The 15,462-nt window shown below is 44.1% G+C and carries 10 protein-coding genes and 1 tRNA gene; 3 read left to right on the top strand and 8 right to left on the bottom strand.

The window, feature by feature from the left end; all coding sequences use genetic code 11:
• Positions 1-313: 313 nt before the first annotated feature.
• Positions 314-385, bottom strand: a tRNA-Arg gene (locus ACRD6K_RS00410).
• A gap of 324 nt (positions 386-709) precedes the next feature.
• On the opposite strand from ACRD6K_RS00410, the gene ACRD6K_RS00405 reads away from it, so the two are divergent.
• The 3 genes from ACRD6K_RS00405 to ACRD6K_RS00395 are packed head-to-tail and all read left to right on the top strand — an operon-like array spanning position 710 to position 4,129.
• The gene (locus tag ACRD6K_RS00405) at positions 710-1,393 is read left to right on the top strand and encodes a succinate dehydrogenase cytochrome b subunit (RefSeq protein WP_299581653.1); all 684 of its coding nucleotides are present in this window, start codon (positions 710-712) and stop codon (positions 1,391-1,393) included.
• An 18-nt stretch (positions 1,394-1,411) separates the two neighbouring features.
• Positions 1,412-3,349 (top strand): fumarate reductase/succinate dehydrogenase flavoprotein subunit, encoded by a 1,938-nt coding sequence (locus ACRD6K_RS00400; protein ID WP_299581650.1) that lies wholly within the window; start codon positions 1,412-1,414, stop codon positions 3,347-3,349.
• A 24-nt stretch (positions 3,350-3,373) separates the two neighbouring features.
• Positions 3,374-4,129 (top strand): succinate dehydrogenase/fumarate reductase iron-sulfur subunit, encoded by a 756-nt coding sequence (locus tag ACRD6K_RS00395; protein ID WP_299581647.1) that lies wholly within the window; start codon positions 3,374-3,376, stop codon positions 4,127-4,129.
• A gap of 953 nt (positions 4,130-5,082) precedes the next feature.
• Here ACRD6K_RS00395 and ACRD6K_RS00390 read toward each other — a convergent pair.
• The 7 genes from ACRD6K_RS00390 to ACRD6K_RS00360 all read right to left on the bottom strand — a co-directional run.
• On the bottom strand, positions 5,083-6,576 hold the full coding sequence (locus ACRD6K_RS00390) for a sulfatase (RefSeq protein WP_430971632.1): 1,494 nt from the start codon (positions 6,574-6,576) through the stop codon (positions 5,083-5,085).
• 25 nt (positions 6,577-6,601) lie between these two features.
• Positions 6,602-8,386 (bottom strand): sialate O-acetylesterase, encoded by a 1,785-nt coding sequence (locus ACRD6K_RS00385; protein WP_430971631.1) that lies wholly within the window; start codon positions 8,384-8,386, stop codon positions 6,602-6,604.
• 26 nt (positions 8,387-8,412) lie between these two features.
• Positions 8,413-9,129 carry a DUF459 domain-containing protein gene (locus ACRD6K_RS00380; protein ID WP_430971630.1) on the bottom strand — a complete coding sequence of 239 codons (717 nt, stop codon included), beginning with the start codon at positions 9,127-9,129 and terminating at the stop codon, positions 8,413-8,415.
• 88 nt (positions 9,130-9,217) lie between these two features.
• On the bottom strand, positions 9,218-11,497 hold the full coding sequence (locus tag ACRD6K_RS00375; RefSeq protein WP_430971629.1) for a glycosyl hydrolase family 95 catalytic domain-containing protein: 2,280 nt from the start codon (positions 11,495-11,497) through the stop codon (positions 9,218-9,220).
• Between the two features lie 20 nt (positions 11,498-11,517).
• Positions 11,518-12,978 (bottom strand): sulfatase, encoded by a 1,461-nt coding sequence (locus ACRD6K_RS00370; RefSeq protein ID WP_430971628.1) that lies wholly within the window; start codon positions 12,976-12,978, stop codon positions 11,518-11,520.
• A 29-nt stretch (positions 12,979-13,007) separates the two neighbouring features.
• Positions 13,008-14,402 (bottom strand): alpha-L-fucosidase, encoded by a 1,395-nt coding sequence (locus ACRD6K_RS00365; RefSeq protein ID WP_430971627.1) that lies wholly within the window; start codon positions 14,400-14,402, stop codon positions 13,008-13,010.
• Positions 14,403-14,463: 61 nt separating this feature from the next.
• Positions 14,464-15,462, bottom strand: a 999-nt coding sequence (locus ACRD6K_RS00360; protein WP_430971626.1) for a family 43 glycosylhydrolase, incomplete at its 5' end; no start/stop codon positions are given.

Below are 15,462 nucleotides of genomic sequence, written 5' to 3'. Positions count from 1 at the left end.
AATATCAGCCATTATATTATTCTAGTTTCTACTTCAATAGAAAACACAAATCATTTGTATTAAAAGCACGCCAACCTGCTATATTCAGAATATGAAATTTTACAACATGGGAAAACACCCCCCCCGGTAATTTCATCTATAAATCCATTGTTTCTTGAGAAATATTTGAGCAAGACACAAGAAAAAATTTTTAATCATTAGTTTTATGCTACAATCCGAGACAACTTGTAGAACTATTGACTAAACCCAACCCACCAGAGGGTGCAATAGCGGGGGCAAAAAACAAAAGCCCACTGATAATCAGTAGGCTTTGTAGTCCCGACGGGAATCGAACCCATATCTACAGTTTAGGAAACTGCTATTCTATCCGTTGAACTACGGGACCAGACTTTCTGAATGGCTTTTCTTTACGGACAGTGCTTAAAAAGCGCTACAAAAATAGAAAAAAGCAAACGGATTCAAAAAATAAAAGTTTCCTCGCCCGCAAACTACCGAGGAGCAAAAATCCGATTTATTAACACTAATTTTACAAGTCATCTTTTCACAAAAGCCTAAGCCGGTGCTTTTTAATTACATTAATGGAGTTTCCTTCTTAGAAACGTTTTAAATTACCTATTTTTGAAGGGACTTTATTGTTGTTCACCCCTGTTAAGTCTACTTTTGTTGCACTTTTATGAGAATCATTAATTTTTAATAAAACTATTATCCTATGAGCAATTTTCTGACTACCTCAATTGGAAGAAAGTTCTTAATGAGCATTACAGGTCTGTTCCTGATGATGTTTATTATCGTTCACCTTGGCATCAACATGCTTTTAATTTTTGATGACAGTGGTGACCTTTTCAACCAAGGGGCTCACTTCATGGCGACTAACCCGGCGATTAAAATCATGGAACCGGTTCTTGCCTTGGGTTTTTTAGTACACATCATTTGGTCACTTGTTGTCACCATTCAGAACATGAAAGCTCGACCAATCGGATACAAACAGTTAAACAATTCAAAGTCGAGTACTTGGGCATCGCGTAACATGTTCATCCTGGGCTCTTTAATTTTTGTATTCCTGGTAATGCACATTATTCAGTTTTTCTGGAAGATTAAAATCACAGGCGACCCTCTGTTGGCACATGTTATGGTAGGCGGTGAAGAAATGGAGAACACCTATGCCCTGGTTGCTGGCTTGTTTAAAGAAAGTCTGATTTACAGCCTGATTTACGTTGTTGGAGGCGTGTTACTTGGACTACACCTGGCTCACGGCTTTTGGTCAGCCTTCCAAACCATTGGTTTTGCCAATACAATCTGGCTCAAAAGACTACAATTTGTAGGAACAATCTTTGCAATCATCATTGCCATCGGATTTTCCGTTATTCCTTTGTATTTCCAGATTAAGTTTTAATCGAAAAGAAAAGAAATTATGAGCATTCTAAATTCAAAAACACCCGAAGGGCCATTGGCTCAGAAGTGGACAAATTATAAAGATCACCAAAAGCTGGTGAATCCTTCCAATAAACGTAAACTGGATGTAATCATTGTAGGTACCGGATTGGCCGGAGCATCGGCAGCTGCCTCGCTGGGCGAAATGGGCTTCAATGTAAAAAACTTTACCATCCAGGATTCTCCTCGTCGTGCGCACTCTATTGCTGCACAGGGTGGAATTAACGCAGCCAAAAACTACCCCAACGACGGTGACTCAGTTTACCGTTTGTTTTACGATACAATTAAAGGTGGTGACTACCGTGCCCGCGAAGCTAACGTTTACCGTTTGGCCGAAGTCAGCAACGAAATCATTGACCAATGTGTGGCTCAAGGTGTTCCTTTTGCACGCGAATACGGCGGCTTGCTGGACAACCGTTCGTTCGGTGGTGCTCAGGTTAGCCGGACATTTTATGCCCGTGGGCAAACTGGTCAGCAATTGCTGTTGGGAGCTTACCAGGCTTTAATGCGCCAGGTAAACAAAGGCACCGTACAAATGTACACCCGCAACGAGTTGGTAGAAATCGTCATTGTTGACGGTAAAGCTCGTGGAATTATTACCCGCGACCTGGTAACCGGAAAACTGGAACGCCACTTCGGACACGCCGTTGTACTGGCAACCGGAGGTTATGGAAATACCTTCTTCCTGTCAACCAATGCCATGGGGTCCAACGGATCGGCTGCATTGAAAGCCTTCCACAAAGGTGCTATTTTTGCCAACCCTTGTATGGCTCAAATTCACCCGACTTGTATTCCTGTTCACGGCGAATTCCAAAGTAAACTGACTTTGATGTCGGAGTCGCTTCGGAATGATGGCCGTATTTGGGTACCTGCCAAGAAAGAAGATGCAGAAGCCATTCGCGCCGGAAAACTAAAACCAACAGAGATTGCAGAAGAAGATCGCGACTACTATTTGGAGCGTCGTTATCCTGCTTTCGGGAACCTGGTTCCTCGTGACGTAGCTTCACGCGCCGCCAAAGAGCGTTGCGACGCCGGCTTTGGTGTTGGTACCGGACTGGCTGTTTACCTGGATTTCAAATCAGCCATCGACCGCTTAGGTAAAGATGTGATTGAAGCCCGCTACGGTAACCTGTTCCAGATGTACGAGAAAATTGTAGACGACAATCCATACGAAACACCAATGATGATTTATCCGGCTATCCACTACACCATGGGTGGTATCTGGGTTGATTATGAATTGCAAACCAATATTCCGGGCTTGTTCGCAGCCGGAGAGGCCAACTTCTCTGATCACGGTGCAAACCGTTTGGGAGCATCGGCATTGATGCAAGGATTGGCTGATGGTTATTTCGTATTGCCATACACCATTCAGAACTACCTCGCTGACGATATTCGTACGCCACGAATGACGACCGAAGAGAAAGAGTTTGTGGAAGCTGAAAAAGCGGTAAAAGAGCGTTTCGAAAAACTGCTTAGCATTAAAGGTAACCGCTCAGTTGACAGCATTCACAAAGAGCTTGGATTGGTTATGTGGGACTTTGTTGGTATGGGCCGGAATGCTGAAGGTCTGAAAAAAGCCATCACACGCATTGCCGAAATCAAAAAAGAGTTCTGGACCAACGTACGCATTCCGGGATCGAAAGAAGGAATGAACATTGAATTGGAAAAAGCCAGCCGTTTGGCCGATTTCATCGAAATTGGTGCACTAATGGCACGTGACGCGTTGAACCGTGAAGAATCCTGCGGAGGTCACTTCCGCGAGGAATACCAGACACCGGAAGGTGAAGCCTTACGTCAGGATGACAAATTCGCTTACGTATCCTGCTGGGAATACAAAGGCGAAGATGCAGAGCCGATCATGCATAAGGAAGATCTGGTTTATGAATTCGTAGAAATGCTTCAACGTAATTACAAATAATGGCTTTTTAAAAGGAGATCAATCATGGAAAAAACAATAAATCTCACGCTTAAGGTTTGGCGTCAGAACGGTCCCAAAGAGAAAGGCCGCTTCGAAACCTACCAGGTATCAAATATTTCAACTGACAGCTCATTCCTCGAAATGATGGATATTTTGAACGAGCAGTTGGTCAACGAAAACAAAGAACCCATTGCCTTTGACCACGATTGCCGTGAAGGAATCTGCGGAATGTGTTCACTGTACATCAATGGACGTCCGCACGGACCGGATCAGGAAATTACAACATGTCAGTTGCACATGCGTAAGTTTAAAGATGGTGAGACCATTACCATCGAGCCTTGGCGCGCTGCAGCTTTCCCGGTTATCAAAGACTTGATTGTAGACCGTACGGCTTTTGACAAGATCATCAGTGCCGGTGGTTACGTATCCGTCAATACCGGAGGTGTTCCTGATGCCAACGCCATTCCAATTGCCCGTCCGGCTGCTGAAGAAGCGATGGATGCTGCGGCTTGTATTGGTTGTGGTGCTTGTGTTGCGGCTTGTAAAAACTCATCGGCTATGCTTTTTGTATCGGCCAAAGTGAGCCAGCTGGCTTTGTTGCCACAAGGAAAAATTGAAGCCAAACGTCGTGCCAAAGCCATGATCAGCACAATGGATGAACTGGGCTTTGGAGGTTGTACCAACACCGGAGCTTGTGAAGTAGAGTGCCCCAAAAGCATTTCGATCTCACACATCTCTCGCTTGAACCGCGAATACCTGAAAGCACGTTTTTCAGAATAGACTGATTATTGACTGGGGACTTTAAACGCTCCAATCAATTAAAATAAACTTAAAGAGGCTGTCCATTTCATTTTGGACAGCCTCTTTTTATTTGGGCTAAACGGATGCCGTGTTGGCCAAGCCCCAGGATAACGGATGCATGGTGATTAAACGATAGTCATGAGTACACAGAAGGCCGAGAGCATCGCAGTTGTCGGTTGTCCGTTATCAGTTTTCCGTTCGTGCCTTCTTCTCCCTACTGCCTTCTAGCTTCTCTTGTCTAATGTCTATTGTCTGTTATCGGATGCTCAGATTGGCGGATTTTTATAACGTTCATGGGTGTATAAGTACATGAGTTCTCCTTCTACCTACTGCCTTTTGCCTAAATATCTTGCTTTCCCGGGGGTGCGCTCGCTGTGCCCCGGGTTGAATTGATCAAAGCCTTTCAGGTTTTGGGGGTCATGCGTTTCCGGCTTTCTTCTGGCTGCTGCCTGCTTACTTTAACCTTCTTCCTTTCTCCTTTAGCCTTGTCTCTTGTCTAAAATCTAATGTCTATTGTCTGTTATCGGATGCTCAGATTGACGGATTGATGGAGACTTCGAAGAGAGCAGTCATCTTGCGTCAGAGAATGATTCTCCCCTGCCCGACAGCGGCCATCTTTTAGAAGATGAGAATAATCTTACACAAGATCATGATGCTACCCCAAAAGATAGCCTCTCTCTTCCATAAGATAAAGACCATCTTCCATCAGAGAATCATTCTACCCCGCCCGATGGAGGCTATCTTCCATCAGAGGATCATTCTCTGACAGAAGATCAAGACGCTACCCCATAAGATAGCCATCATCTTCCATAAGATAATGGCTATCTTATGGAAGATGATGATCCTACCCTTAAAGCAAAAAGCCCTCACAGAGTCGGAAGAAGGGAAAAAAAGGCCAGAAAGAAAGCTTTTATCGAATAGCTACTTACGACTCATTTCTGCTTCACAGAGCCGGGAAAAGGGAAAACAGCATTGGTTCGCTTATCAACCGGAGCAGTTGCTCCAACCGAATACAAATAGTTCCCCAGTCGTTTTTTCAACTTGGCAACAATGGAAGGATTCTCAGCCGCCAAATCCTCCTGTTCGCCAATATCATTCGGAATATTATACAGCTCGGACTTCCCGTCGATGTACCAATAAATCAGTTTCCAATCTCCCTTACGGATCACACTGTAAGGCTCAAAATCGTAGTTATGCGGAAAATGCCAGACAAATTCCCGTTTCGACAGGTTTACCTTCTTCTGCTTCAGCAAGGGGACAAAGCTTCTTCCATCAATATGCTTGTTCTCCATCCGCTTAGGAAGCCCGGCCATTTCTAAAATAGAAGGGAAGAAATCTTCAATAATCAAAGGCTCATTACAAACACTGCCGGCTTTGGTAACCCCATTCCAGTAAACCAACATGGGATCGCGAATTCCTCCTTCGTAAGGACTCACTTTATGCCCCCGCAGCGGCTCATTCTGTGGACACTGAGAAGGCGATCCATTGTCGGACATGAAGATAATGATGGTATTTTGCTCGATGCCCAACTCATTCACTTTCGCCATAATATCACCCAGCGACTTGTCCATGCTTTCAATCATGGAAGCATAAATGGCCTCGAAATCCGTCAGCCCCTGCTCTTTGTATTTCTGAAAAAAGCGTTTATCCTTTTCCCAGGGAGCATGAATGGCATAATGCGACAGGTACAAGTAAAACGGACTCCCCTCTTTCACTGACTTTTCCATTTCATCCATCGCTTCCCGGGTCAGGGCTTCGGTAAGGTTAATATCCTGTCCGTGGTACTTTTCCAGACCGGGCACATCCCAAATATGACCACCATTACGCCAGGCTGCGCTAAAGTTAGTCAGCCCCGAGTACGAGCCGGGACCACCGGCAGCATGCCCGCCAATATTGACATCGAAACCCAGCTTAAGCGGGTCCTCGCCCGGTGTTTCCTGCGCTCCCCAATGGGCTTTTCCTACATGGATGTTCTTATAACCCACCTCATGCAAGAACATGGGCAGGGTTTTGGCAACATACACCTTATCCGGACCAACAACCGGGCTTAAGCCATTCCAATTCCAGTCCGGAACACCCACAATCTCGTGCTTCCGGTCGGGTGATTTGTCCTTTCGCAAGGTCCAGTTGGTTACGCCATGACGCGCGGCGTTCATTCCGGTCATCAGGCTAACCCGTGCAGGCGAACACAAAGGACAAGCATAAGCCTGCGTAAACTTCATCCCCTTTTCGGCAAGGGTTTCCATGGCAGGTGTATGGTAACGCTCATTCAGCTTGGTCTTTTCGGTCCAAAAAGGCACTGAGGTTTCCTGCCAGCCCATATCGTCCACCAAAAAGAAAATGATGTTCGGCCGTTCGCCTTCTGTTTTTGCTGATCCCACCCAGCTTTCAAAAAGGATAAATAGTAGTAGAAAATATTTTTTCATCGCCTGGTTATTTGGGTATTAAATTCTATTCGACATACTTCATGATATAACTAGCCGGACTTTCGCCTCCAAAAAAATGGAAGCCTGAAGGTACATATAAATAAGCAGGCTTACCATCAATCATTAAAACCTGAGGACGTTCGAACTTAATGATATTTCCAAAATAATGATTTGTCGCATGTTTCAACTTCTCTTTTCCCAAATATTTTTCTACCGGAAAAAATCCCTGTTCTTTGTCTGTGAAATGAATGCCATCTTCTGACTTCCAAAGGATTCCACCTCCCTTTTCAATTAGGCCGTGATTGTCGGTCGTAAGCAAACAAAACTGACCATCGAGCAAAAAGGCATAACCATCTTCCACCGCCTGATTGTTTTGCGTTACCGGAAAAGGTAACTGAACGTAAGGTCCTTCCAACTTTTCGGCAATGGCAAGCCCCATCTTCCCTCCCTGCGATTTGAAGTACAGGAAAAAGCCACCATCGGGATGTTGTAAAAAAGCAGGATTATTCACGCCATTGGTCGCCTGATAATTCCAGTAGTTTGGATTATCGGGTGGAGACAGAATCTTTCCATCCTTACCAACTTTTGTCCAAGGACCATACAGACTTTTGGAAACAGCCATTCCGATATGCTGATTCGCCGGATGCGGGGGCTGTTTGCCATTGTTATTGCCAATATACAACAAAACATACTGCTCGCCCACCTTGTGTATGGCCGGATTGTGTACCGAAACATGATCCCAGGTATCCTCTGTGGTTGGAGTTAAGGCCAAATCAGAGAAACGAAATGGCCCTTCAGGAGCATCACCAACATAATGGGCGATTTCGCCACAGGTACGCCACCCAGGCTCCACTTTATTGCCTGGCCAACGGGCCACAAATAAATGGACTTTTCCATCCTCATCCATAATCGGAGAAGTTCCCCAAGTGGTATAGCCAGGTTCTTCGACAGCAATGCCGATGTATTGCCAATGAGCAGCCATCGATTTTTCAGAAGCTTCATTGTGAATAGGACCATCCAGGACTTTGTAAGCCTCAAAAATTCGTTTGCCATGCTCAACCAATCCTGCTGGTGTTAAATGGGTAGCATCGGCTTTGGAAAGGCCATACATGGTGGTATAAATGATATTTTCATCCAGCTGAGCAAGCTTTTTTTGTGCCTCAACAACAATCGGACGATTTTGCACAAAACGGTGCTGTTCATCCACTCCCAGGATTACTTTCAGTTCGGGAGTATGCAGCACTGTGTTTCGTAAATCATGAATCAGCTCCTTCAGGTTACGATAATAGTCTCTTGCTGCTCGTTCATCTCCAGCATCTGATTCTCCCTGAATCCAAATGAAACCGCGAATGTTTACTTTATATCCAAGATCCTTTAATTGCTGAATGGCCGGTTTTAAGTCTTTAACCATACTATCGTAAATTCCTCCTTCACCCGGTGCTTTCCAATCGCGGGCCAAACCAGTAGCCCCTTTTGTATATTTAAATATCGCGGGATTATAGCCTGCTTTTTTAAACTCCCTGGCACAACTCACTTCAGGCCCAAAATGTCCGTCAGCAAACCTGCCTTTTTGTGGCTGCATCTTTACCCACTCACCTTCCGAACTTTCATTATTAAAAAATGTCCAGTTCAGTTTTATCGACTCATCCAGGCTTTCGACATCCGACGGATATTGAGCAGCATCTCCCATCCATCCCTGAGCATTGGATTGACCTGCCCAGATAAAAAGGTCGATTTTTTTCTGCGCATTCGAAACTAAGGCAAACAAGGCCAGAATCAGCAAAAGTCCAATATTTTTAATACGTTTCATTGGGATAAGTTCATTGCATTGAGTTGTTATTTTATTCTCTGGTAAACCAATTCAGCTATAGCCTTATAACCAGCCTGATTTGGATGAACACCGTCCTTTTCCATGAACAATTCCGGGTTATGATCTAGCGGTGTATTCAGGTCGATAAAGCCCGTATCCTTGTCCTTTGCCACCTTTTTAATATAGGTAATTAATTCCTGCAAGCGTGGCTTCCGGATTGTTAAGCCCTCAACACGATCAGGACTTAATCCGGGGGTTTCCAATACCATTGGCGAAGGTGCACATATCCAGATTTTGGGATTCGAAGGTAAAGTTCTTAATGTATCAATCAAATCGCGGTAATCTTCTTCATACTCATCTTTGTATTCCCAGCATTTACGGTCACCACAGGTGCCAAATCCACAAGTGTCGTTCGTTCCCAAGCTAATAATTATGATGTCCGGATTGGCCTCTTTTATACTAGAAAGCTGGTTCCAGACCGTTGGGTTACCTTTTCGAATCAATGTACAACTGCCAACTCCAAAATTTAATACCTGGTATCGGTGTCCTAACAACAATTGCAATTGGGCAGGATAGGAATCTTTGTCACGGTTATCGAGGCGGGCACCATACGTAATACTATCACCAATGCAAGCCACTTTTATTTCGTTCTTTTCTGTACTCCCTCCTTCTCCAACAGTTGGAAACAATAAAAGAGCGCAAACCAGGGTGGTCAAAATTGAAAAGTACTTTTTCTTCGTCATATCAATCAATTACTGTTACAAATTCTCATCAGCAGAAAACAATTCCGACACAAAAATTAGTACATCGGAATTGTAATACCAAGCTGAATTATTCGGTCAAACTTATTTTTTCGCCTGCCTTCAACGAAAGCGTAATTAATCCATTCTCTACTGTTACAAGATTGGTTCCCGCTTTTACATTTTCAGAAGAAAACGGATTTTGTAATCTCATTTCGCCTCCTTTTTCTGACACAATTTCCACCGATACCGTTTCCCCATTTTTCCGTTCGGCTGATACCAAAAAGGCGCCAACGGCTCTCAATTTATCAAACGAAACATGATCCCAATTGGCTGGTATTGCCGGAAACACACGAACAACGTCGGTATGACTTTGTATCAGCATTTCGTGAATCCCCGAAGCAAAGGCAAAGTTTCCTTCGAGCGTAAATGGGCGGTAGGTAAATCCTGATTTCCCGGACTTGGTCTGATCGCCGTTTGCATGAAAAGTATTTCGCAAGCAAAAGCAATTGGCAAAGTCGCGCAATGCCGAGGCAGCACCTTCTCCGTTAAAAGCTCTTGCCTGAAGGTTGCCCAGCCAGCTATACGAATAGCCACACCAGGCCCCGGGGCCTACTTCGAGCAACTGATCAATGGTTGCCTGGATAATTTTTTGATCCTCTTCGCCATTGCTCCAATCGATCATACCAAAAGGATGAAAGGCCATTAAATGTGAAAAATGACGATGAGAACTTTCGTAGTTAAAGCCTTTGGCAAAAGCCAGTCCTCCCTCCGGATCCAACTCATAAGAAGGCAATTCGCTCCGCAACGATTGCCAATGATCAGCTTCCTGCTTCAGTCCCAAAGCATCAGCCATTTCTGCAGCCGCCATAAAAGCAAAATTTACCATTGCCAGGTCGTAGTTGGTATAAGTATGAAACCAGGCCTGCAAACTGTTATTGAAAATCTCAGGGCTTGAACATAAAGGCAACACGCGCTTGCCATCTTTTACCTCTGATAATTCTTCCAAATGAACAGCTACATCTTTCACATACGGATATCCCCGTTCTTTTAAAAATTCCTGATCGGCTGAATATTTCCAGTGCAGGTAAAAATGTTGTGCCAACCAGGCCGAAACAGTAGGTGAAAAAGAGTATTGAATCCAGCCTCCCATCGGTTGCCCGGTTAGTGTGGCAACTCCAGGCACATTCAATCCATTGGTTCCATAGAACGTTTTGGTGTACTTTTTATTTACTTCCCGCTGGTCCCAAAGGGTATGCAAATAACCATATCCTTCTTCCAGGCGATTCCCGGCATAAGTGGGCCAGGCACTTAATTGTGTATTTAAATCGTGGTGGTAATCACCTTTCCATGGCGGCATTTTGCCATTGTCGGCAGTCCACACCGACTGTAAGGAAATAGGATACGAGTCTTCGCGTGTTGCCGACCCAAATTTATACATCTCGTTGTCATACTGTTTTTGCAGTACACTGTCGGGCAGGCTTACCGATGATTTGGCCCAGTAAGCATTCCACCACTCCATATGCTCTCCATAGTGTTTTTCAATTCCTTCGCCCAGCATATTATCGACTAACTCACTCGCCTTGTCTTCAACCAACGAAGAAGTTACCGACCATACACCAATGAGATCAGCCCCTTTCTTTTCCCACTTAATGGCCACATCGTAATAAAAATCGCCCCACCCTTTTTGGTGATAAACAATTTTATTGGCCTCCTGCTTCACTTCCCCTTGCTGATAGCCCAGACGCGTTAATGATAAGCCCGAAACAGGGTCTCCACCTTTTGTAAGCTCTCCACTACTATATACCGGCGGAACTAATACCGGAAGAAAAGATTCGTTGGCATTTTCAACAACAAACCATCCCACAGGCCGGGTGGCATGTACAAAGGTTTTCATCGATGCCCCATTTTTCCATTTCACCTGACACAAGGCATTTTTTAAATACAACCGGATGTTTTCCACCTCACCCATTCCTGCAAGATTGAACTCCATGCCCGCCCCGGGAATTTTAGAAGGTGCGGGATCACGATCATACGGAATATCAAACATTTCCTGTACCGGTTTATAATCGTTCTTCATCACCTGATTGTATACCCATTCGAATTTAAAATTCTCGCCCCAAATATTTTCAGTCGGACGAAGATCCCATAAGTCAACCCGATCGAGCGAAATCCGCAGCGACGAATCTTTTTGCCAAACCAGTGCTCCAACAGTTGCATTGCCCAAGGGCATTCCTTCATCCCAGGTTGTGGCAAGGTCATTAAATGTAAGGTCACTAATTTCAGGATTTACGGTCAGCTCATTCTGATGGCAGGATGACATACCGGCCATTAAAATTATCAGCAGTAAGTTTACAGTTAGTTGCTTCATTGTATTTATCTGAGTTTGATCTATTTCTGATAGTGAGGATTCTCAAACGGCATTTGCGCGTTTACTTCTGTTCTCCAGGAATACAGTAGTGCTTTTAGTTCCTTTGTTTTGTCCGGGTATTTCTCCGACAAATCGTTTTCTTCACTGATATCGTTTTTTACATCATACAACTCAACATGCATGTCTTCATAAAATTCGATCAATTTATAGCCTCCCAGCCTAACAGCACCTGATGGCCGACCTCCCAGCCCTCCACTGTAATGCGGATAGTGCCAAAAAACGGGCCGCTCTTCCATTATTTTCTCTTCCAGAAGTGGTTTTAAACTGATTCCATCCTGGTGTTGAGCGGGAAGTAAATCCAGACCGGCCAAATCAAGCAAGGTAGGATAATAATCTGTTCCGGTTACCGGGGTGCTGCACACACTGCCGGCTTTCACTTTTCCAGGCCAGCTAATGATTAATGGTTCGCGTATCCCGCCTTCGTATAAATATCCTTTTCCTGCCCGCAATGGCCAATTGGAGGTTGGAATATTGCCGGTCTGATTGCTGGTGGACATTCCTCCATTATCGGAAGTAAAAACGACAATTGTATTTTTATCGATTCCCATTTCTTTAAGCGACTGAAGGACACGCCCTACATTTTCGTCCATTCTTTCAACCATGGCCGCGTAATGTGGCCTATTCTGATAATTTTTATACCACGTTTTTCCTTCTTTGGAAAACGCTTCTCCAGAATAGTTCATCGAAGCCAGTTTATCCTGATATTTTTTCACTTTCTCCGGTTTTCCTTGCATGGGCAAATGCACCGTATAAAAAGAGAGATAGGCAAAAAAAGGATTTTCTTTGTTCTGCTTCATGAAGTTGATAAGCTCATCGGCAAGCCTGTCGGTAAGGTATTCTCCTTCATATCCATCAGTTAATTGAGGATTCTTATAGGGTGAGAAATATCCTCCGGCGGGATGACCTGTTTTGTTTCCACCGATATTAATATCAAATCCCTGAAACTGCGGATAATATTTTTCTTCCTCTCCGGCATGCCATTTCCCGGCAAACATTGTTTTATACCCGGCACTTTTTAACGCTTCAGCAATGGTGTACTCTTCCAAATCGAGTTGAAGTTTAAAGGGATACGAAGCCAGCTTCTGATCCTTGTGTGGCCCCCAATGCCGGTTTCCGGGGATATAGTCGGTCAGGTTTAATCGAGCCGGATATTTCCCGCTCATAATGGCAGCCCTCGATGGCGAACAAACCGGACAAGCAGCATAAGCATCAGTAAATACCATTCCCTCCGATGCAAGTTTATCGATATTGGGCGTTTCATGATAAAGGCTACCATTGTATCCTAAATCGGCCCATCCCAAATCATCAACAAGAATGAATACGATGTTTGGCTTATCATTTTTTCGCTGTGCTTTTCCAATTAAACTGGAAGTGTTTAACAACAAGGCAAGCAATATAATCAGCTCCCTATTTGTTCTCATTTTTTATAAATCCTCCACATAATTGAGTTTTAATTTACGTTAAAAACCTGAACGTTTAGGATTTGAGGTTCTCCTTTCGATTCCGATACAGTTAGCCGCACCGACGAAACTTCCAGATCATCAAAACGATGGATAAACTTATGTCCAATGCACGACCCTTCAACAATTGTATGCCAACCGTTGCTTGTTTTGCCTTCGAGAACAAATTTTCTTACTCGTTCACCATGGCTAATATCTTCCATTAAAACGACCTCATTGATTTTTTGCTTTCCAGGGAGTTTAAGTGATATTTTTTCTCCACTTCCTGAAGTTTCTGCAACTGGATTTGAAAACCTTCGTCTTATTTCATCTCCAAATTCCTTCAGCCTTTTAACGTCCGGATCAGGCATCAATCCATTCGGATCAGGAGTGAGCCCAAGAATAAGTGAGGTATTATGTCCTACTGAGTTGTAATACATATTCACTAATTTCTCAAGCGGATAGATATGTGCTTCATCACCTGGCTCCCAGAACCACTCATGCCGACCATTATATCCCCTTAAAGGAGCATCGCTCATAGCTGGCATATAATACTTACCATCCGGATCTCCTTCTTTCAATAACTGGAAATTATTTTTAAGAACTACTTCTTGATTTGTTGCGTGTGAATATGGAAACGGGTACGTTCCCCAACTAGGATAGGGAACGGTGCCACTTTCGCTGCCTCCCCAACGGATATCGGCCCGTTGGGTATTGTGGTAAAAAATGCAGTTCGATTGGTACTTCTCAAAAATACCCAATACATCGGGGCCACCTTTCTCCGGACCATGTGCACCGCCATCGAACCAAACAATAGCCAAATCTCCATAACGTGACATTAGTTCATCGACCATACCTTCGCAGACTTTGTTGTAATATTTTTGCCGGTTCTCTGCAAATTTTCCCTCACCATTCACCATAAAATCATAAACCCCGTAGAACGAATTCCAGCGAATACCGATATAAATACCTGGCTTAACCCCATATTTCCGGCACGATTCCACAAAGTCTTTTACAATATCGCCCTTCCCATCGCGCCATTTTACAGCCTTCAGGCAATAAGGATTTACATCGCTTTGATAAAGGGCGAATCCGGTTTCGTGGGTAGCCGTTAAGATGGCTATTTTACAGCCTGCATCTTTCGCCGCTTTTACCCATTGGTCGGTATCTAAATTTTGGGGATTGAAAATATTAATGTCCTCAACCGGTGTTATTCTGTTTTTATGCTGATTATATTTCTCACCATCAAACACATGCAGGTCGTAATGAAACACCGCAACCAACTCCGCATTCTGCCAAGTTAGCTGGGCTTCTGTGGGAATCGGTAAATTCACATCATTCTGAGCTATTGCATATCCCTGAACAGCTAGTATTAACAAAAGCAGTAATTGTAACTTCTTCCTCATTTTCTTATCATTATTGATTAGTTTGCTTCTTTCGTCCTCAAGGGACTGGAGTATTTGATTTCTATCTCGAAGTTAACTCGAATCGCGTCAGATAGCATTCATGTTTGTTGTGCACCATGGATATCCCCCATTTAAGACCTTCTCCCCTAACCTTTGGATCAGTTAAATCTTGCCTGAATACCCCAGGGGCAAGTGGACGATTTTCTACTTTTACCCCCAACTTGTTACTCATGAAATCGATTCCATCCAGAGCGTATTCAAAAGTATTACTCAGAGAAGCAATCATTGCCACTCCTGTACCCTGTTGCCACAACATCACTTCATGGCTTAAGGGTAAAATAGGCTCATCCATTTTAGTGAACGGACCTACCGGATATTTTGAAAATGCAACTCCGGTTTGGGTGTGCGCAGGGCCAGCAGTGTCGTGTGCCCTGGCCCGGCCTTTGTAATACAGCCAATATAATCCGTTCCGATAGAGCAAAACAGCGTCATCAACCCGGTAGCTGTCAAACTTCTCGGGCTCCACACTCACCTTTAAAATAGGTTCTTCAGAAACTCTTGTAAAAGGTCCTTCGGGCGAATCGGATACGGCCACACCGATAGCAGTAATATCGGTCGTTGAATTATTTTCAAACTCCCCTTTTTCGTTTCCCGGAGTAGGTTTTACGCCTGTATAGTATAAATAGTACCTGCCATTCGCATGAAGAATATTGGGAGTAAATGTTGCCTGAGAATCGAACTCATCCTTTTCTCCGAGGCCAAGCACTTCTCCAACTTCTTCCCATCTATAACCATCTTCCGACCTTGCGCACCAAACGCTTGCTCCCCAATATCCGGCTCCCCAATATTTTGGCTCAGCATCAGGTATTTTCGTATAGTAGACATAGTAATAGCGATCTACTTTTATTACATCGCTGGGATCGCGGCGCGTTACGCCGGCTTCGTAACCAATTCCAGTAACTTCTTCGAAAGTAAATTCTGTAATAGTACCTGCCATTCGCATGAAGAATATTGGGAGTAAATGTTGCCTGAGAATCGAACTCATCCTTTTCTCCGAGGC

It is taken from the genome of Sunxiuqinia rutila, from assembly GCF_050589705.1.
Classification (GTDB): Bacteria; Bacteroidota; Bacteroidia; order Bacteroidales; family Prolixibacteraceae; genus Sunxiuqinia; species Sunxiuqinia rutila.
The sequence above is the reverse complement of the archived record's forward strand: the minus strand, read 5'-3'. Positions and strand labels throughout refer to the sequence as shown.

Bases quoted from the DNA above. Each gene is read 5' to 3' on its own strand.
- ACRD6K_RS00405 (WP_299581653.1), top strand. From the start codon at position 710: ATGAGCAATTTTCTGACTACCTCAATTGGAAGAAAGTTCTTAATGAGC.
- ACRD6K_RS00400 (WP_299581650.1), top strand. From the start codon at position 1,412: ATGAGCATTCTAAATTCAAAAACACCCGAAGGGCCATTGGCTCAGAAG.
- ACRD6K_RS00395 (WP_299581647.1), top strand. From the start codon at position 3,374: ATGGAAAAAACAATAAATCTCACGCTTAAGGTTTGGCGTCAGAACGGT.
- ACRD6K_RS00390 (WP_430971632.1), bottom strand. From the start codon at position 6,576: ATGAAAAAATATTTTCTACTACTATTTATCCTTTTTGAAAGCTGGGTG.
- ACRD6K_RS00385 (WP_430971631.1), bottom strand. From the start codon at position 8,386: ATGAAACGTATTAAAAATATTGGACTTTTGCTGATTCTGGCCTTGTTT.
- ACRD6K_RS00380 (WP_430971630.1), bottom strand. From the start codon at position 9,129: ATGACGAAGAAAAAGTACTTTTCAATTTTGACCACCCTGGTTTGCGCT.
- ACRD6K_RS00375 (WP_430971629.1), bottom strand. From the start codon at position 11,497: ATGAAGCAACTAACTGTAAACTTACTGCTGATAATTTTAATGGCCGGT.
- ACRD6K_RS00370 (WP_430971628.1), bottom strand. From the start codon at position 12,978: ATGAGAACAAATAGGGAGCTGATTATATTGCTTGCCTTGTTGTTAAAC.
- ACRD6K_RS00365 (WP_430971627.1), bottom strand. From the start codon at position 14,402: ATGAGGAAGAAGTTACAATTACTGCTTTTGTTAATACTAGCTGTTCAG.